The 18360-nt window shown below is 71.9% G+C and carries 16 protein-coding genes; 8 read left to right on the top strand and 8 right to left on the bottom strand.

Annotation, left to right across the window (positions count from 1 at the left end; all coding sequences use genetic code 11):
- Window positions 1–54: 54 nt before the first annotated feature.
- From ADJ73_RS15830 to ADJ73_RS15840, 3 genes are all read left to right on the top strand, one after another.
- Entirely contained in the window at window positions 55–753 is a 699-nt protein-coding gene (locus ADJ73_RS15830) for a TIGR03089 family protein (RefSeq protein WP_050349070.1), read from the top strand.
- A gap of 386 nt (window positions 754–1139) precedes the next feature.
- Complete coding sequence (locus ADJ73_RS15835; RefSeq protein ID WP_050349071.1) at window positions 1140–2378, top strand: SpoIID/LytB domain-containing protein; 1239 nt, start codon at window positions 1140–1142, stop codon at window positions 2376–2378.
- A 27-nt stretch (window positions 2379–2405) separates the two neighbouring features.
- Entirely contained in the window at window positions 2406–4172 is a 1767-nt protein-coding gene (locus ADJ73_RS15840; protein WP_050349072.1) for an N-acetylmuramoyl-L-alanine amidase, read from the top strand.
- 69 nt (window positions 4173–4241) lie between these two features.
- On the opposite strand, the gene ADJ73_RS15845 is transcribed toward ADJ73_RS15840, so the two are convergent.
- Genes ADJ73_RS15845 through glf form a run of 5 tightly spaced genes read right to left on the bottom strand, consistent with a single transcriptional unit; the run spans window position 4242 to window position 11114 of the window.
- A complete protein-coding gene (locus tag ADJ73_RS15845; protein ID WP_050349073.1) occupies window positions 4242–6311 on the bottom strand; it encodes a DUF6541 family protein in 2070 nt (689 codons plus the stop codon).
- A complete protein-coding gene (locus ADJ73_RS15850; RefSeq protein WP_082177064.1) occupies window positions 6308–7060 on the bottom strand; it encodes an ABC transporter ATP-binding protein in 753 nt (250 codons plus the stop codon). Before ADJ73_RS15850 ends, ADJ73_RS15845 begins: the two co-directional genes overlap by 4 nt.
- 1 nt (window position 7061) lies before the next feature.
- Complete coding sequence (locus ADJ73_RS15855) at window positions 7062–7952, bottom strand: ABC transporter permease (RefSeq protein ID WP_082177065.1); 891 nt, start codon at window positions 7950–7952, stop codon at window positions 7062–7064.
- Window positions 7953–7968: 16 nt separating this feature from the next.
- Complete coding sequence (locus ADJ73_RS15860) at window positions 7969–9930, bottom strand: glycosyltransferase (RefSeq protein WP_050349074.1); 1962 nt, start codon at window positions 9928–9930, stop codon at window positions 7969–7971.
- The gene (glf, locus tag ADJ73_RS15865; protein ID WP_050349075.1) at window positions 9927–11114 is read right to left on the bottom strand and encodes a UDP-galactopyranose mutase; all 1188 of its coding nucleotides are present in this window, start codon (window positions 11112–11114) and stop codon (window positions 9927–9929) included. Before glf ends, ADJ73_RS15860 begins: the two co-directional genes overlap by 4 nt.
- A gap of 150 nt (window positions 11115–11264) precedes the next feature.
- Here glf and ADJ73_RS15870 point away from each other — a divergent pair, with 150 nt between their 5' ends.
- Genes ADJ73_RS15870 through ADJ73_RS15880 form a run of 3 tightly spaced genes read left to right on the top strand, consistent with a single transcriptional unit; the run spans window position 11265 to window position 13727 of the window.
- A complete protein-coding gene (locus ADJ73_RS15870; RefSeq protein ID WP_050349076.1) occupies window positions 11265–11948 on the top strand; it encodes a glycosyltransferase family 2 protein in 684 nt (227 codons plus the stop codon).
- The gene (locus ADJ73_RS15875) at window positions 11945–12373 is read left to right on the top strand and encodes a DUF2304 domain-containing protein (RefSeq protein WP_082177067.1); all 429 of its coding nucleotides are present in this window, start codon (window positions 11945–11947) and stop codon (window positions 12371–12373) included. The genes ADJ73_RS15870 and ADJ73_RS15875 overlap by 4 nt, the downstream gene beginning before the upstream one ends.
- Window position 12374: 1 nt before the next feature.
- The gene (locus ADJ73_RS15880) at window positions 12375–13727 is read left to right on the top strand and encodes an LCP family protein (RefSeq protein ID WP_253272610.1); all 1353 of its coding nucleotides are present in this window, start codon (window positions 12375–12377) and stop codon (window positions 13725–13727) included.
- Window positions 13728–13786: 59 nt separating this feature from the next.
- Here the strand turns inward: ADJ73_RS15880 and ADJ73_RS15885 are convergent, their stop codons facing one another.
- From ADJ73_RS15885 to ADJ73_RS15895, 3 genes are read right to left on the bottom strand one after another with little or no spacing between them, the layout of a single operon-like run.
- The gene (locus ADJ73_RS15885; protein ID WP_253272611.1) at window positions 13787–14623 is read right to left on the bottom strand and encodes a glycosyltransferase; all 837 of its coding nucleotides are present in this window, start codon (window positions 14621–14623) and stop codon (window positions 13787–13789) included.
- A complete protein-coding gene (locus tag ADJ73_RS15890) occupies window positions 14620–15564 on the bottom strand; it encodes a glycosyltransferase (protein ID WP_050349077.1) in 945 nt (314 codons plus the stop codon). The genes ADJ73_RS15885 and ADJ73_RS15890 overlap by 4 nt, the downstream gene beginning before the upstream one ends.
- 7 nt (window positions 15565–15571) lie before the next feature.
- A complete protein-coding gene (locus ADJ73_RS15895) occupies window positions 15572–16738 on the bottom strand; it encodes an acyl-CoA dehydrogenase family protein (RefSeq protein ID WP_082177068.1) in 1167 nt (388 codons plus the stop codon).
- A 145-nt stretch (window positions 16739–16883) separates the two neighbouring features.
- Between ADJ73_RS15895 and ADJ73_RS15900 the strand changes: the two genes are divergently transcribed.
- Together ADJ73_RS15900 and ADJ73_RS15905 are read left to right on the top strand one after the other, a co-directional pair.
- On the top strand, window positions 16884–17153 hold the full coding sequence (locus ADJ73_RS15900; protein WP_050349078.1) for a hypothetical protein: 270 nt from the start codon (window positions 16884–16886) through the stop codon (window positions 17151–17153).
- Complete coding sequence (locus tag ADJ73_RS15905; protein WP_172669739.1) at window positions 17150–18358, top strand: cupin domain-containing protein; 1209 nt, start codon at window positions 17150–17152, stop codon at window positions 18356–18358. The genes ADJ73_RS15900 and ADJ73_RS15905 overlap by 4 nt, the downstream gene beginning before the upstream one ends.
- Window positions 18359–18360: the final 2 nt, after the last annotated feature.

The raw sequence follows: 18360 nt of genomic DNA on the forward strand, positions 1-18360 counted from the left end.
CCTCCTCCGTCGTGCTGGCGTCACCCTAGCCGTTCCGCTGGCTAGGGTGGGCAGGTGGCTACCCTGCGCGATCTCGTCCCCACCCTGGGCGCCGGCGACACCAGCCAGCCGGCCATCACCTGCTACGACCGCTCCGGGGGGCCCACCCACGGCGAGCGCATCGAGCTCAGCGCCCGCGTCCTGCTCACCTGGGCCGCCAAGGCCGGCAACGCGCTGCAGGACGAGCTGCTCGCGGAGCCCGGCACAACCGTCGGGCTCGCGCTGCCGGCGCACTGGCGCGCGGGGTACTGGGCGCTCGCGACCTGGTGGGTCGGGGCGACCCTGGTGACCGGTCCGGCCGCGGTGGACGCGGACGTGCTCGTGACCGACGACCCCGCGCTCGCGGGCGCCGCCGGTGGCGAGGCCGTGCTCGTCACGCCGGCCGCCCTGGCCCGCGCGCACCCGGGACCCGTGCCGGCGGGGGTGATGGACGAGGCGCGCGAGCTGGCGAGCTTCGGTGATCGGTTCGTGCCCGCGGCGAGTGCCGCTGCCGGTGACACCGGCTGGCTCGGTCCGGCGGGCACCAGGCCGTATGCCGCGCCGCTGCGCGGCGACACCCGCCGCCTCGCCGTGGTCACCGAGGACCTCGACGAGGCGCTGTCGGCCATGACCTCGCTGTGGGCGGGGGGCGGCAGCCTGGTGCTGGTGCGCGCCTCGTCGGCGCCGGACGACCTCGAGGGCCTGCTGCGGGCCGAGCGGGCCGAGCGCGCCTGAGCCTGCGCCGCCCTCGCGGACCGCGCCGCCCTGTCGTGGGACCCGTTGGACTGCTGGGGTTCGCGCACTAGTCACCCGGATCCCCCAGGGCTAGTCACCGGGGGTTAGCCTGGCCCCGCGAGGCTGCCTCGCGGGGGATGCCGTGCGCTGCCACACGAGTCACAGGGTCCTCAACAACCCCATAAGACACACGCGTGTAATTAGTCCAAAGAGGGCGACATCTACGCCAAAGGTTCCATGATGCCGCCCGCATGTGAGCACATACAGACAGTAACGGGTCGGTCACGAAGAGTGATTGGATCGTTCTGGGGCGAACTAGCCACCCTCCCTCGGATCTGACGACACGACTCCTGGACCAGCCCCCTGTCCAGGGTCCAGGAGTGATCATGCGCATCTCTGCAGCCTCGCTGCGTGCCGGCGGGACCGCCGCGGTCAGCGTCGCCCTGCTGGCGGCCTCGGCCATCCCCGCCGGCGCGGCGGAGTACTACCCCCGTCCCGCCGACGGCACCATCGACATCGTCGGACGCGGCTTCGGCCACGGCCGGGGCATGTCGCAGTACGGCGCCATGAACGCCGCCCGTCAGGGCGTCGGCTGGCGCCAGATCGTGAGCCACTACTACCCCGGCGCCACGCAGGCCGTCCTCGGCGACCCCACCATCCGGGTCGGGGTCGGCGGCCGGCTGGGCAGCTCGGCGCGGGTCGCGCCCGAGCCCGGTCTCGTGGCCGACGACGGCCGCGGCCAGGTCGTGCGCCTGGCCATGCTCGACGGCACCACCCCCGTCACCTCCTGGCAGGTGGGGCTCCCCACCTCCGGGGGCACCAGCACCACCGCCACGCTGTGGTTCACCACGGCCACGGGTCAGCGCAAGGCCCTGCGCTCGACCTCCTCCGGTCGCTGGACGATCCGCGCGACCGACGGGACCGTCACCGCCCTCGGGTCCACCCTCAAGCCGGCCGCCACCTACGTCGGCTCCCTGACCGGGATCCGCTCCGGCACCGCCGTCTCCCCCGTCGTCACCACGACCATGGAGAGCTACGTGCGCCAGGTCGTGCCCTTCGAGAGCCCCGGCAGCTGGCCCGTCCAGGCGCTCGCCGCCCAGGCCGTGGCGGCGCGGTCGTATGCCGCGCAGGCCCTGCGCCAGCCGCGCGCGGCCGCCTACGACATCTGCGACACCACGTCCTGCCAGGTCTTCGGCGGCATCACCGGCGAGACGACCAGCTCGCGGCAGGCCGTGGCCGCGTCGGCGCGCACGATCCTCACCTACGGCGGCGCGCCGATCCTCGCGGAGTTCGGGTCGTCCAACGGCGGCCAGCGCGTCGACGGCCTCAAGACCTACCTGCCCGGCACCGCCGACGGCTTCGAGACCGGGCTCGCCCCCAGCACCAACCAGTGGACCGCGACGGTGCCCGTCGCCACCCTCGAGCGCGCCTACCCCTCCATCGGCAGCTTCCAGCGCCTGACCGTGCTGCGCCGCGACGGCCGCGGCCTCTGGGGCGGCCGGGTGCTGACCCTGCGCCTCGAGGGCTCCCGCGGCTACGTCGACCTCTCGGGCGACCGCTTCCGCAGCGTCGTCGGCGCAGCCGCCCTGCGCTCCACCTACTTCCAGCCCCTCGCCGGTCGCTGAGACCGCTCATCCCCTAGGAGCAGACACGTGAAGACCCCCCGCAGCACCCTCGTCAAGGGCACCACCCTGCTGTCCGCGACGCTCGGCCTCAGCTTCGGCTTCGTGGCGCTGCCGTCCACCATGGTGCAGGCCCCGGTCCCCGCCGCGGCGCCCGCCAAGAACGGCCCGATCAAGCCCGACGTCACCCAGCACGCCCTCGCGGACAAGGTGCGCACCTCGGTCCAGCAGGCCGGCCCCGCGACCAAGGTCGTCAGCTCGGCCTCGGTCCCGCGCGACGCCGCCGGCAAGCCCGTCGCGACCCCCGGCAAGCAGGCCGTGGACCCCCGGCTCGAGGCCGGCACCGCCGCGGACACCGTCGTCGACCTGCCCGCCACCGGCGACCTGGTCGGCGTGACCTGGCCGGGCACCACCGCCATGGCCGCCAAGGCGACCGTCGCGGTCCGCGCCCAGACCGCCAAGGGCTGGCAGGACTGGCAGGAGCTGTCCGTCGACGCCGTCCAGGAGCAGGGCAGCACCAAGGTCAAGAAGTACGGCACCGAGCCCATCTGGGTCGACGGCGCCACCCGGGTGCAGATCCGGGTCGCGCCCACCGCCAAGGACCTCCTCAAGACGGCGTCGCTCGCCGCCGTCACCTCCAAGGAGACCGCTGCCGACGCGCAGCTCACCCCCACGGCGGTGCCGGGGGCGGCGAACGCGGCATACGTGCCGTCCGTGATCTCCCGCGCGGGCTGGGGTGCCGACGAGCGGCTCCGCAACGGCTGCGTCCCGTCGATCAACCCGACCACCCAGGTCGTCGTGGTCCACCACACCGCGGGCCAGAACAGCTACACGGCCGCGCAGAGCGCGTCCATCATCCGCGGCATCTACGCCTACGACACCGGCGGGCTCGGCTGGTGCGACGTGGCCTACAACATGATCGTCGACAAGTACGGCCAGAAGTTCGAGGGCCGCTACGGCGGTCTGAACCGCTCGGTCAAGGGCGCCCACGCCGACTCGTTCAACACCCGGACCTTCGGCATCTCGATCCTCGGCAACTACGACACCACCCCGGTGCCGGACGCCGGCATGTGGGCCCTCAAGCAGGGCATCGCGATGCGGATCTCGCAGTTCTACATCCGGCCCTACGGCCAGACCACGCTGTACTCCGAGTACAACGGCACCACGTCGAAGTACGCCAAGGGCCAGGCCTACCTCGCCAACAACATCGCCGGGCACCGCGACTCCAGCAACACTGCCTGCCCCGGGCGCTACCTCTACCCGCGGCTGAAGGAGCTGCGCGACGGCGCCGCGTCCCTCGCCGGGTGGAACGGCTCCACCTTCAGCTCCCCCATCTACAAGCGGTATGTCGCCACCGGCGGCGCCTCTCAGTGGGGTCCGGTCTACGTCGGCGAGACCACCGTCGCCGCCGGCCTGCAGCGGACCGTCTTCGGCAGCAACCGCCGCTTCTACAACAGCTCGTACGGCGTGCGCATCGTCGGCCCGGGCCTGGACGACTACTACACCGCCAAGGGCGGCGCGAGCTGGGGCGGCTACCCCACGTCGGACGAGGTGTCCGGCAAGGCGGGGTGGTACTTCAACGCCAGCAAGGGTCTGACGGTCACCCACAGCCGCAGCGGGATCTCGCTCTACACCAACGGCGGGATCCGCGGCTACTGGCTGCGGCTCGGCGGCATGAACGGCAGCCTCGGCGCCCCCGTCGCACCGATGACCACCACATCCAACGGGTGGCAGCAGAAGTTCGAGGGTGGCTCCATCGGCTTCAACGCCCGGAACAACACCGCCTGGCGGTTCTAGCCAGGAAGCCTCGAGGGGGCGGCGAGCCACCGGCTCGCCGCCCCTCGGCCTGCCCGGGGAGGGGGCGGCTCAGCCGGCCCGGCACCCCGTCACGGCATACACGCTCGTCGTCCCCTCGCGGGCGATCAGGGTCAGCCCCTTGACCTGCCCGAACCCGGTCAGCCCGGAGTAGTCGACGATCCGCTTGTCCCACGGTTGGAAGTACTTCGTGTCCTCCGTCGCGAAACCCACGCCCAGCCGGCGGATCGCTGCGCACACCGCCGGGTCGTGGTCCAGGGTGTTGAACCGCTTGCGCAGCAGCGTGTGGTCGGGGTCGGAGATGTTGATGAGGTGGCCGAAGAGCGACGGCCGGCCGCTGACCGGGCCGGCGAGCGCGGCGCCGTTCCAAGGATTGCCGGCGACCTTGCGGTCGTCGCCGGGGTGCGAGGGGCGCAGCGTGCGCTCGTAGAGCTGACGCTCGTAGCGGTCCAGCAGCCACTCGTCCGGGTTGGTCGGGCTGTAGGAGTCGACGATCGTCTGGTAGGGGCCGGTGGGCATCCACCGGCCCGGCGTCAGCGCCACGACGGCGAGGCCCACCAGCAGCGTGGCCAGCACCGTGTGCCGCCTGGCGCCGCCCACCCACCGCGCTGGTCCGCCCGCCACCCAGGACGCGACCGCGCGCCGGACCGCCTCCGCCCCGAGGGCCGCCAGCGGCAGCGCCGTCATCGCGAGGATCGCGGCCACGCGGAACCGGTCGTTGTACCAGAACCGGGTGAGGTCGCTGGACAGCTGGTCGTCGCTGCCCGCGGCCTGCATGTAGAGGTAGACCACGCAGCCGTGGGCCACGACGAGCCACACGTGCTGCCGCCGGCGGATGGCCTCGACCACGCCCAGCACGACGAACACCGCGAGCAGCCAGCCGGCCGGCGACCGGGAGCTGGCCAGCGCGAGCGACTCCCCCATGGCCTGCTCGAGGGTCTCGACGCGGTCCCAGTTGAACTCCGGGACGACGCTGAGCAGCGGGGTGTCCAGGACGCTCGGCCAGCCCAGCTTGACCAGCAGGACGACGCCGAGCGCGAGGCCGACGGAGGCGTAGCGGTAGCGGCCTCCGGCGCGCCACCAGCGGGCGACCTGGGCGCCCACGACGACGGCCAGCATCGGGATGGCCAGCGCGAGCACGGCGAAGACGGACCCGGGGTGGGCGTAGGCCAGCCCGACGGAGACCAGCAGGCCGAGCAGGAGCGCCCGCCAGGGCCCGAGGCCCGAGATCCGGACGAGCCGGAGGGTGACTGCGACCAGGACGACGGCGGCGGGCGCCGCGGCCAGGCCCAGCGCGTTGGGCCACAGCACGCCGAAGGACAGCAGCAGGTAGGGGAAGAGCGCCAGGGTGGGGGCCAGCACGGCGATGAGCAGCGCGCTCGACCGGGACCAGCCCACCACCGATCGCACCAGGAACATCGCGGACAGGGGCCAGGCCACGGCACCGATGGCGACGGCGGTCACGTTGGCTGCGACCTCGATGGGCACCCCGGTGGCCAGCACCGCGAGCGATGCCACGCCGTGGAACAACGGCGGGTAGAAGGACAGGCTCGAGGTGGAGTTGGAGGTCGCGGCGATCACGGTCGGCGCGGAGTCCCGGAGCTCCACGACCCGCTGTATGGCGTTCAAGTGGAAGACCGCGTCGAAGTTCTGTGGCACCGACGAGACGTCGCCGATCGCGTAGACCAGGATCGCCGCGGTCCACCCGCACCACACGACGCAGGCCAGGAGGAAGGGCCACGTCGGCAGGATGCCCCACCAGGGGGAGGCCACGCGGGCGGCCTCGTCTCCGTCGCCGGCCGCCGTGGCGCCGGAGATCTCGCTCGAGCTGCGGTCGCGGCGGGCGGCGCGACGCCGGTTGACGGCCCAGCCGGCGAGGCCGACGGCCGCGCCGCACAGCAGGACCAGCGCGCTGCCGAGCAGCACCGGGGTCAGGCCCCAGCGCAGGTGCAGCCGCGACTGCACGACGATGGCCATGGCGATCGCCGTGACCGACAGGGCCGGGGCCATCCCGAGGGCCCGCTCCCCCCGCAGCCCGGCCGCCTGCGCGGCGAGCCAGCCGGGACCGACCAGCAGCAGCGCGACCAGCCCCAGCGCCGGGAGCACCGGGACCCAGGTCATGGGTGCTCCCCGCGCAGGTGCGCCACCGCCGAGCCGATCTCGCCGTCGTGCACCAGGTGCCCGCGCTCGAGCACCACGCCGCGGTCGCACACCCGCTGGACCATGTCCAGGTCGTGGGTGACCACCACGAGGGTCTGGCCCTGGGCCTTCAGCTCGGCGACCCGGTCCAGGCACTTGCGCTGGAAGGGCTCGTCACCGACGGCCAGGATCTCGTCGATCAGGAAGATGTCGGGCTCGGAGTGGGCGGCCACCGCGAAGGCCAGCCGCAGGAACATGCCCGAGGAGTAGAACTTCACCTCGGTGTCGATGAACTTCTCGATCTCGCTGAAGTCCACGATCTGCTGGAACTTGGCGTCGATCTCCTGCTCGGACATGCCGAGGATGGAGCCGTTGAGGTAGACGTTCTCGCGCCCGGTGAGGTCGGGGTGGAAGCCCGCGCCCACCTCGATCAGCCCGGCGATCCGGCCGCGGATCCCCACCGAGCCGCGGTCCGGCAGCATGACGCCGGAGAGCAGCTTGAGCAGGGTGGACTTGCCGGAGCCGTTGAAGCCGAGCAGCCCCACGGACTCCCCGCGCGCGATGTCGAGGCTGATGTCGTCGAGGGCCAGGAAGGTCTCGGCGAGCTCGCCCTTGCGACCGCGGACGGTCCACATCGCCCACTCCTTGAGCGAGTGCGAGTGGCGCAGGGTGAAGCGCTTGTCGACGTGGTCCACGCGGACCACCGTCAGGTCGCTGTCGGTGTCGGTCATGTCAGAGCTCCTGGGCGAATCGGCCCTCGAGCCGGCGGAAGACGAGCTGGCCCGCGACCAGGACGACGACGGCGACGACCGCACCGACCACACCCCACCAGACCCAGTGCGGCGGCATCATGACCGCCGCCGACTGACCGGCCGGCACGACGTTGCGCGTGGGGACCCAGAAGGCGTAGTGCGCCAGCTCGACGGCCGCCGTCAGCGGGTTGAGCTGGTAGAGCCACCAGGCCCACTCCGGCACCTGGGCGTGGACCTTCTGCCAGGTGTAGAGCACCGGCGAGAGCCAGGTCGCGACCATGACGATCAGGTCGACGAAGTTCTCGGAGTCGCGGAAGTAGACGTTGGCGGACCCGAAGAGCAGACCCATGCCGAGGGCGAGGACCCCGACGATGCCGATGGCGCCGAGACCGGCCAGCAGGTTGAGCGGCCCGGGGCGCCACCCCACCGCGAAGGCGCCGACGACCAGCACGAGCAGCTGCGGCACGAAGTGCACGAAGGCGACCCAGACGCTGGCCACGGGGAAGAGCTCACGCGGCAGGTAGATCTTCTTGACCAGGTCTGCGTTCCACACGATCGACTTGGTGGTGTTGCCGAAGACCTCGTTGAAGAAGTTGATGATCACGATGCCGCCGAACATGTAGACGACGTAGTTGTGGATCGACTCCTCCAGGCGCAGGAACTTGCCCAGCGCCAGGTAGAACACGACGATCTGCACGGCCGGCTTGACATAGCTCCACAGCAGCCCGAGGGCGGAGCCGCGGTAGCGGACCCGCAGCTCCTTGCGCACGAGCAGCTTGAGCAGGAACCGCCACCGTGGGATCTCCAGCAGACCGGCGGAGTGCCCGGGTGCCCGGAATCCCTGGGCGGTGATCACCGATGCCTTGTCCAAGGGGGAACGCTGGTCCTTACTGCTCGGGGTGCTGGTCGCGCGTGATGCCGAAGGTCTTCTCCCACGCCTCGAAGGACGTGATGCGGGGAAGCGCCTCGCGGTAGCTCTTCACCAGCTCCGGCCACCGGCGCACCAGCTCGGCGTGGTTGGCGGCGATCTGGGCGACCGCGGAGCGCGCGGCGGCGTTGTCGCGGACGTACATCGACTGGCCGACGCCGTCGGCGGTGGACACGACGGCGGAGTCGTACTGCGCCACCCGCCACCACTTGTTGTCCTTGTGGGCGATCCGCGCCTGCGGCGCCTCCCTGGCCATCTCGTCGACCGGCGTGAACTGCCGCAGCACCGCCTTGACCGCCATCGGCCACACGGTGCGCCGGGTCGGCTGGGCGTTGGCCCGCGACGGGCGGCGCGGCTTGCGCAGCCGCACGTCCGGGAAGGCGTCGACGTCCTTCGCGACCCGCGCGTCGGTGAAGTCGGCCGCCTCCTTGCGGATCTCCCCCAGCCTCGTGGGCAGGATCTCGTGGAGCCGGTCCGGGCCGTCGAGGACGTCCCGCTGCGCCTGCAGGCGACCCTTGACGGTGTAGTACTGCATGGACACCATGTGCCGCAGGTCCAGCATGGTCGAGTTGGTCAGCAGGTCACCGCCGCGCTGCACCGGTGAGTGGATCAGCGCGCTGATCATCCGGTTGCGCTCGTGGAAGTAGGCCTGCCAGCCCACCATGTCGTCCTTGTCGATCCAGGCGACGTGCCAGACGGCGGCGCCCGGGAGCGACACGGTGTGGTAGCCGGCCGCCTTGGCGCGCAGGCCGTACTCCGCGTCGTCCCACTTGATGAAGACCGGCAGCGACAGCCCCAGCTCGCGCACCACCGAGGTCGGGATCAGCGTCATCCACCAGCCGTTGTAGTCCACGTCCACGCGCTGGTGGAGCACGGTGTTCTCCCGCAGCCCCTCCTTGGCGAAGTCGTAGCGCTGGCGGGTGCCGATCCCGGCGTCCTTGGGGCCCCACAGCCACGGCTCGACGATCTCGCCGAAGGTGTGCAGCACAGAGCGGTGGTGCAGGTCGAACATGTGCCCGCCGACGAGAACCGGCTTGCGGGCCATGTCGGCGAAGGTCGTCAGGCGCGTGATCGACTCGGGCTCCATGAGGATGTCGTCGTCCAGCAGGATCACGTAGTCGCTGCGGCCCGCGGTCGTGGCTTCGTACATCCCCCGGGAAAAGCCCCCGGAGCCCCCGAGGTTGGCCTGGTCGACGATCCGCAACTGGTCCCCGAGCGCGGCCGAGGCCTCCTCGAAGCCGTCCTCCGCCGCGACCTTCTCGGTCCCCTGGTCGACGATGATCATCTCGTCCAGGACCGAGCGCAGCCGCTCGTCCTCGGCCACGACGGCGATGTTGCGCACGCAGTAGTCGGGCCGGTTGAAGGTCGTGACCGCGAGGCTGGCGGTCCCCACGGGCCGCCCCTGCGGGTCGATGGACCAGTGCGCCTCGTCCAGGACGACGCTGTCGCCGCCGGCGACGACCTCGAACCAGTACCACCCGCCGTCCCCGAAGGTCGCGAGCGGCAGGTCCCGGACCAACGTGCTGTCGCCCGAGACCCGCACGCTGTCGACCCGCTGCTGGTTACCCCGCGCGTTGGACCGGTAGATGATGATGCTCGCCGGCCCGGTGGTGCGGACCGTCAGGCGCACCGACGTGACGACGGTCCAGCGGCGCCAGTAGCTGGCCGGGAAGGCGTTGAAGTAGGACCCGAAGGAGGCCCGCTGGCCCGCACGCACCAGGAAGCTGGTCCGCCCCTGCACGTCCTCGGGGTGCAGCTCGACGCGGTGGTCGGCGTCCTCGCGGTCGACGTAGAGCGGGAGCACGTCCAGGTCGCCGTCCTGCGGGAAGACGACGCGCTGGGCGATCCGGTAGCCGTCCGCCGGGTTGGTGTCCGAGGCGGTCGGGGTGCCTGTGGTCTGCTCGGCCGTCTGGGTGCTCACGCGTCCACTCCTCCGCTGATCAGCGCCTCGCCCTGCTCGAAGTGCGGGGCGAGCTTGTTGTCGACCATGCTCAGCGCGGCGCCGATGGCCATGTGCATGTCGAAGTACTTGTAGGTGCCGAGCCGCCCGCCGAAGAGGACGCCGCGCTCGGCCTTCCCGAGGTCGCGGTAGGCCAGCAGCTGCTGGCGGTCCTCGGGGGTGTTGACCGGGTAGTAGGGCTCGTCGCCCTCCCCCGCGAACCGGGAGTACTCCCGGTGGATGATCGTCCGGTCCTTGGCCATGTCCCGCTCGGGGTGGAAGTGGCGGAACTCCAGGATGCGGGTGAAGGGCACCTCCGCGTCCGGGTAGTTCATCACCGGGCAGCCCTGGAAGTCGCCCACGTCGAGACGCTCCTCCTCCAGGTCGATGGTGCGCCAGCCGAGCCGCCCCGCCTGGTAGTCGAAGTAGCGGTCCACGGGACCGGTGTAGACGACCGGGACGTTGCCGACGACGTTGCCCTTGGAGCACTCGCCGGACCCGTCGAAGAAGTCGGTGTCGAGCCGCACCTCGATGTTGGGGTGGTCCGCCATACGCTCCAGCCAGGCCGTGTAGCCCTGGGTGGGCAGGCCCTCGTAGGTGTCGTTGAAGTAGCGGTTGTCGTAGGTGAACCGCACCGGCAGCCGGGTGATGATGTCGGCCGAGAGCTTCTCCGGGTCGGTCTGCCACTGCTTGGCGGTGTAGTGCGCGATGAACGCCTCGTAGAGCGGGCGCCCGATGAGGGAGACGCCCTTCTCGACGAAGTTCTCCGGCTCTTTGTCACCGAGCTCGGCCGCCTGCTCGCGGATCAGGGCGCGCGCCTCGTCGGGCGAGTAGGCCGCCCGGAAGAACTGGTTGATCGTGCCGAGGTTGATCGGCATCGGGAAGACCTCGCCACCGTGGTTGGTGTAGACGCGGTGCTGGTAGCCCGTGAACGACGTGAACCGGTTGACGTAGTCCCACACCCGTTCGTTGGACGTGTGGAACAGGTGGGCGCCGTACTTGTGCACCTCGATGCCCGTGTCCGGGTCGATCTCGCTGTAGGCGTTGCCCCCGACGTGGGACCGGCGGTCGAGGATCAGGACCTTCCTGTCGAAGCGCTCCGCCACCTGTTGGGCGACCGTGAGACCGAAGAGTCCCGAGCCGACGACGACGAGGTCTGGGTTCACGCGATGCTCCCGTGGGGTGGGTGTCCAGGTTTCGGTTCACCCTACTTCACGGGCCCGGGCTGGCCCGGAGCCCACGGGGGGTGTCGCCCGGGTCCGGGCCGCCCGCATGGCGCCACGGGCGGCACGGCCCGACGCCGTATCGTGTCCCGCGTGAACGAGAACGTCTGGCTGGTCGTGCCGCTCTACAACGAGGCCGCCGTCATCGGCGACGTCGTCGAGCACGCCCGCCGGACCTTCCCCAACATCGTGTGCGTCGACGACGGGTCCAAGGATGCGTCGGCCCGCCGGGCCCTGGAGGCGGGTGCCCGCCTGGTGCAGCACCCGGTCAACATGGGCCAGGGCGCGGCGCTGCAGACCGGCTTCGAGTTCGCCCTCAGCGACCCCCGCATGGACTATGTCGTGACCTTCGACGCGGACGGGCAGCACCAGATCGAGGACGTGCTGGCGATGCTGGACCGCATCCGCCGCGACGACCTCGACGTGATCTTCGGGTCGCGCTTCCTGGACGAGCGGACCCGGCCGAGCCTGCTCAAGCGGCTGATCCTCAAGCTCGCGGTCGCCTACACCAACCTGTCCACCGGCACCCGGCTCACCGACGCCCACAACGGGCTGCGCGTGCTCGCCCGACCCGTGCTCGAGCGGCTCGACATCCGGCAGAACCGCATGGCCCACGCCTCGGAGATCGTCGCCCAGATCGGCGCGATGTCGCTGGGCGGTCGGCCGGTCCGCTACGGCGAGGAGCCGGTGCACATCCTCTACACCGACTACTCCATGGCCAAGGGCCAGTCGATGTGGAACTCCGTCAACATCCTCGTGGAGCTGATGTTCAAGTGAAGGCGCTGATCCAGCTCGCCCTGAGCCTCGCCGTCCTCGTGGTGGTGCTGCGGCTCGTCACGGCCCGCGGCGCCCGCACCCAGGCGATCCGCCGGCTCGGGCTGATGGCCTTCGCGGCGTTCGCGGTGTTCTCGATCCTCTACCCGCGGGTGTGGACCTGGGTCGCGCGACAGGTCGGCGTCGGCCGCGGTACCGACCTCGTCCTCTACGTCCTCGTGATCGGCTTCCTCGGCTACATGGTGAGCACGCAGCTGCGCTTCCGAGAGCTTGAGGTCCGCCTCACCCGGCTGTCGCGCCGGATCGCCCTCGACGAGGCGCTGCAGCGACACCCGGAGGTGGCCTCCGGCGGCAGCAGACAACCCGACGCTACGGTGATGCGTCCAGAGGACGACCCCGACGACGCCGACCCAGAGGCTGCCCGCTGACATGACGCCCGACGAGCGCGACCGGCGCCACCACCCCCGCCCCGACGACGAGGCCCACGACACCGAGTCCTACGTCATCGACACCCGGCGGCGACGTGGCCGGGTCAGCTCGCCGCGCAGCCCGCTGGGAGGCGCGAGCCGTATGACGGGTGGTCGCCGCCGGGACGAGCCGCAGGACCAGTGGGACGACCGTGACGACCGGTACCCCCGTGACGACCGGTACGACCGGGGCGGCGCGCTGGAGCAGCGGCTGACGGCGCCCCCGTCCGGCGGGGGCGCGGCATACGAGCAGGACGCCCGGGACCGCTCCCCGTCGGGGACGCGGCAGATGCCGACCCGACCGGCCGGTGGGCCACCGCCGCGCGGCCCGGTGCCGGGGGGCGCTCGGCCGGTCCGGCCGACGCGTCGGGTGCACCGGGTGCGACGGACCGTGGCGCTCGTGCTCCTGCTGGTCGTGCTGTGGCTGGTCTTCCTGGTGGTCACGCCCTTCCACGCGTGGCAGTCCGTGTCCACGGTGGACGCGAGCCCGGCGGGCGACCGCCCCGCGCAGGTGAGCGGGCGCAACTACCTGCTGGTCGGCTCCGACTCCCGCGCCGGGTTGTCCGCGGAGCAGCAGAAGCAGCTGTCCACGGGTGACGACGCGGGCCAGCGCACCGACTCGATCATGCTGGTGCACGTCTCGGACAACGGCCAGAAGTCGGCGCTGATCTCGCTGCCGCGCGACTCCTACGTCCCGATCCCGGGGCACAACAAGAACAAGATCAACGCCGCCTACTCCATCGGCGGGCCCAAGCTGCTGGTCCAGACCGTGGAGCGGGCCACCGGGGTGCGGGTGGACGGCTACGTGGAGATCGGCTTCGGCGGCTTCGCCAACGTCGTGGACTCCCTCGGCGGGGTGACGGTCAACGTGCCCTTCGACATGAACGACGAGAAGGCCGGCATCAACCTCAAGAAGGGCGAGCAGGTCCTCGACGGACCGCAGGCGCTTGGGTTCGTCCGCTCCCGCTACACCGACCCCGAGGGCGACCTCGGGCGCGCCAAGCGGCAGCGGCAGTTCCTCGGCGCGATCATGCACAAGGCAGCCAGCCCGGCGACGGTGCTGCTGCCGTGGCGCTACTGGGGCTTCACGCACGCGGCGGCCGAGGGCGTCAAGCTCGGCGACGGCACCTCCCTGATGGACGTCACCCGGATCCTGCAGGCGATGCGGGCCTCGTCGAGCGGCGACGGCCTGTCGCTGGTGGTGCCGATCAGCAACCCCAACTACCACACGGCTGCGGGCGACGCGGTGAAGTGGGACTCCGCCAAGGCGTCGGCGCTCTTCGACAAGGTGAAGAACGACCAACCCCTCCAGTGACTGCAGTGACCGTCGTGACTGCCGTGACCTGATGTCGGCGGTCGCCGGCGTGCGACCCGTCAGCGGGAGTGCTCGCCCCGACGCGCCATGATCGCCCGGTAGGCCACCTTGCGGATCCCCTCCGGCACCAGCCGGTAGACCCCCCGCACCAGCACGTTGCGGGCGCACTGCGCCGGCGTCGTGAACCCCATCGCGAGGAACCTCCGCTGCAGCGCCAGCTCGGTCCGCAGCATCGACCACCCACCGCGGCGGGCATACGCTCCCTCGCCCACCCGGTAGCACAGCAGCGGCTCCGCCACGTTGGCCACCCGCGCCCCGCCCTGGATCATCCGGGCGAAGAGCAGGTAGTCCTCCATCTGCTTGAAGTCCTGGTAGCCGCCGGCCGCCGCCACGGCGCTGCGGCGGTAGACGACCGTCGGGTGGTTGAAGGGCTGCGCCATCCGGGAGGACGCCACGATGTGCTCCGCGGTCAGCGGGGGCACCCGCCGCCCCACCACGTCGTCGCGCCCCCGGCCGATCTCGAGCATCCCGGACCCGACGACGTCGACCCCCTGCTCGACGATCGGCACCTGCACCTCGAACCGCCGCGGCAGCGCGATGTCGTCGGCGTCCATCCGCGCGACCACGTCGTGGCGGCACCGGGCGAGCCCCGCGGTCAGCGCGACGCCCAGGCCACGGTTGTCGGGTAGGCGCACCAGGTCGACCGGCACCTGCGAGCCCGCCACCAGCGCCTCGATGGTCGACGCCAGGCGGGCGGGCACGGGCCCGTCCTGCACCAGCACGACCTGGTCGGGGCGCCGCGTCTGCTCGACGGTGACCGAGCGCAGCGCCTCCCCCAGGTGCTCGGGGTCGTCGGCGCGGTAGACGCACATCAGGACGCTGAAGCCCTCGGTCACCGGCGCTCCCCCACGGCGTCGTCGAGCACGGCCTCGGTCGGGCGGGGACCGCGCGAGACGCCGTCCCGCAGGCCGCGCCGCAGCCCCGCGAGCAGCACCGCCCGGTCCGTCGAGCGGGCCACGGTGCGCCCCCACCGCAGCAGCGACGAGCCGCCGTAGACCGCCTTCTCCCACGGCGACAGCGACCGCGAGCGGGTCCACATCCAGACCTTGTTGCGCACCTCGAAGTAGAAGCGCGGCCCCGGGTCGGCGTCGGTGGACCCGAAGGTCTTCGTGTTGTGCACCACCACCGAGCGCGGGCAGGCGATCGCGTGCCCGCCCCGGACCAGGCGGGTGGAGTACTCGAAGTCGTCGTTCCACAGGAAGTAGTCGGCCACCGGCAGCCCGCGCTCCCGCACCACGGCCGCGTCGCACAGCACCGACACGAAGGACGCCGACCGCACCGGCACGCACCCGATCGCGGCGGCCGCGGCCCGCTCCCTCGGCGTCGCGAAGGGCGACGGCCGCGGGGTGTTCATCGGGTGGTCCCGCCCGTCGGTCCACACGACCCGGCTCGCCACCACCGCGGGCGTCCCCAGCGGATGCGTGTCGCGGGCGCGCACCAGCTCCGCGAGCGCCGTGGCGGTCGGGACCGTGTCGTCGTCCATCAGCCACAGCGCGTCGCAGGCCGTCCCCGCGTCGCCCAGCGCGTGCCGTATGCCGAGCGCGAAGCCGCCCGCCCCGCCGGTGTTGTGCCGCGCGGTGACGACCTCCAGATCGCCTGTCCCCGCGGCGAGCTCGTCGCGCAGCAGCTCTCCGGTGCCGTCGTCGGAGGCGTTGTCCACCACGACGACCCGGGCGAGCCGGTGGGTCTGGGCACGCAGCGCGGCGAGCGTCTCGCGCAGCAGCTCGCGGCGGTTCCAGGTGACGACGACCGCGACGACGGTGGTCGCGTCCGGCATACGGGCCTCAGCCCTTGAGGATCTGGCGGGCCATGACGAGGCGCTGGACCTGGTTGGTGCCCTCGTAGATCTGGGTGATCTTGGCGTCGCGCATCATCCGCTCGACGGGGAAGTCCTTGGTGTAGCCGGCTCCGCCAAGGGCCTGCACCGCGTCGGTGGTGACCTTCATCGCCATGTCCGAGGCGAAGCACTTGGCGGCGGCGCCGAAGAAGGACAGGTCCTGGTCGCCGCGCTCGGACTTGGCGGCCGCGACGTAGACCATCTGCCGGGCCACCTCCAGCTCCATGGCCATGTCCGCGAGCATGAACTGCATGCCCTGGAACTCCGCGATCGCCTTGCCGAACTGCCTGCGCTCCTTGACGTAGGCCAGCGCCGCGTCGAGGGCTCCCTGGGCGATGCCGACGGCCTGGGCGCCGATGGTGATGCGGGTGTGGTCGAGGGTGCGCAGCGCGATCTTGAGGCCCTCGCCGACCTCCCCGACGCGGCGGTCGTCGCCGATGCGCACGTTGTCGAGGTGCAGCTCGCGGGTGGGGCTGCCCTTGATCCCGAGCTTCTTCTCCGGCTCGGAGAAGCCGAAGCCCTCGTCGCCCTTCTCCACCACGAAGGCGGTGACGTTGGCGCCGCGGCGGCCGTCGGGGTCGCTGACGGCGAGCACGGTGTAGTACTCGGAGACGCCGGCGTTGGTGATCCACGCCTTGGTGCCGTTGAGGATCCAGTCGTCGCCGTCACGGCGGGCGCGGGTGCGCATGCCCGCGGTGTCCGACCCGGCCTCCCGCTCGGACAGGCCGTAGGAGAACATCGCCTCGCCGCGCGCCATCGGCGGCAGGTAGCGGCGCTTGACCTCCTCCGAGCCGGCCAGGATCACCGGCATGGAGCCGAGCTTGTTGACCGCCGGGATCAGCGAGGACGAGGCGCAGCCGCGCGCGACCTCCTCGATGACGATGCAGGTGCCGAGGGCGTCCAGGCCCACGCCGTCGTACTCCTCGGCCACGTGCGGCGCCTGCAGGTCCACCTGGCACAGCGCGTCGTAGGCGACCTGGGGGAAGATCCCTTTCTCGTCCACCTCGGCGGCGGCGGGGGCGATCTTCTCGTCGACCACCTCGCGCAGCATCGCGCGGAGCTCCTCGTGCTCGTCGGAGGTCTTGAAGAGGTCGAAGTCGGTGTTGGAAGCCACGGGCCGAGCCTACCGGCCGAGCGGGCGGGGCACCCGCCGCCGGAGCGTGTCGACCGCGACCTCGACGGGGGATGTGACGTATGCCGCACCGACCGGCTCGGTATGGTCCGAGGTGGACACACCCCACCACGCAAGGAGGCGCGTCATGACCGTCGACGAGAGCACCGACCCCACCGCCACCGACACGGGCTCGGTCTTCGAGCAGGCGCAGGACGCCGACGCGGGCCAGGTGTCCCGCTCCGGCCTGTACCCCACCCTCGCCGGCGACGAGGACCCGCGCACGTCCGGTGACGAGGGCGGCGACGGCGGGGGTGGCGGCGGCGACACCGACACCGACGACCCCGAGGTCGCCGACGCGGCCCTCGAGGAGGACCAGGAGCACGGCCGCGGCCCGACGATCGAGCCGGGCGCGTGACGGAGGCCGTCGACCGTCCCGCGCTGCGCCGGCTCGTCGGGGACACCGAGGAGTTCGCGCGCGATGTGTGGGGACGGCGTCCCCTGCTGCGCCCGCACGCCGAGAGCGGGTCCGACTTCAGCGACGTCTTCGGCCCTGACGCCGTGGACGAGCTGGTGTCGCGACGTGGGCTGCGGGCGCCCTTCCTGCGCCTGGCCAAGGACGGCACCCCCCTCTCGGACGACCTCGTCACCACGGCGGGGGGCATCGGGGCGAGCGTGCGCGACCAGGTCGACGACGACGCCCTGCACCGGGAGTTCGCGGCCGGCGCGACGATCGTCGCCCAGGGCCTGCACCGCACCTGGCCGCCCCTGCTCGAGCTGGCCCAGCAGCTCGCGGTGGACCTCGGCCACCCAGTGCAGGTCAACGCCTACATCACGCCCCCGCAGAGCCAGGGCTTCGCCGACCACTACGACGTGCACGACGTCTTCGTGCTGCAGACCTCGGGTCGCAAGCGGTGGGTGCTGCACCAGCCGGTGCTGCCCGCGCCGCTGCGGCACCACCCGTGGGCGGCCCGCCGCTCGGAGGTGGAGGAGGCCGCGCGCGCCGAACCCGTCCTCGACGTCACCCTCGAGCCCGGCGACGTGCTCTACCTGCCGCGCGGGACGATCCATGCCGCGTCGACCTTCGGCGAGGTCTCCTCGCACGTCACCATCGGGGTGCACACCTGGACGCCGTATGCCGCCGCCGAGGTCATCACCGACCTCGCCCTCGCCCGGGTCGCGGCGGACCCCGAGGTGCGTCGCTCGTTGGCTCTCGGCGTGGACATCACCACCGACACCAGCGGCTTCGAGACCGCCCGCGACGCCCTGGTCCGCGCCGTGCAGCAGCTCGACGACGCCGCCATCAGCCGGGCCCTCGCCAAGCGCGACGAGTCCAGCAGGCGCCTGTCGCCCATCTCGCCGATCGCCCAGGTGCAGGCCGCGCTGGACCTGGCGCCGGGCACGACGCTACGGCTGCGCCCGCACCTGCAGGTGCGGGTCGAGCCGGTCCCGGCCGACGATGAGCAGCTCATGCTGACCAGCCGCCTGGGCATGCAGCGCCTGCCGGTGGCCGTCCGCGACGCCGTGGACCGGGCGCTCGCCGGCGACGCCATCAGGGCCGACGAGCTCGGCGTGGAGGTCGCGCGCACGCTGCTGCGAGCCGGGGTGCTCCTGCCCGCCTGAGG

Origin of the sequence: Arsenicicoccus sp. oral taxon 190 (genome assembly GCF_001189535.1) — a bacterium.
Taxonomy (GTDB): Bacteria; Actinomycetota; Actinomycetes; order Actinomycetales; family Dermatophilaceae; genus Arsenicicoccus.

What these genes read in the sequence shown, in the direction of transcription:
- ADJ73_RS15835 (WP_050349071.1), top strand. Translation starts at nt 1,140, where the DNA reads ATGCGCATCTCTGCAGCCTCGCTGCGTGCCGGCGGGACCGCCGCGGTC.
- ADJ73_RS15845 (WP_050349073.1), bottom strand. Translation starts at nt 6,311, where the DNA reads ATGACCTGGGTCCCGGTGCTCCCGGCGCTGGGGCTGGTCGCGCTGCTG.
- ADJ73_RS15850 (WP_082177064.1), bottom strand. Translation starts at nt 7,060, where the DNA reads ATGACCGACACCGACAGCGACCTGACGGTGGTCCGCGTGGACCACGTC.
- ADJ73_RS15880 (WP_253272610.1), top strand. Translation starts at nt 12,375, where the DNA reads ATGACGCCCGACGAGCGCGACCGGCGCCACCACCCCCGCCCCGACGAC.
- ADJ73_RS15890 (WP_050349077.1), bottom strand. Translation starts at nt 15,564, where the DNA reads ATGCCGGACGCGACCACCGTCGTCGCGGTCGTCGTCACCTGGAACCGC.
- ADJ73_RS15900 (WP_050349078.1), top strand. Translation starts at nt 16,884, where the DNA reads ATGACCGTCGACGAGAGCACCGACCCCACCGCCACCGACACGGGCTCG.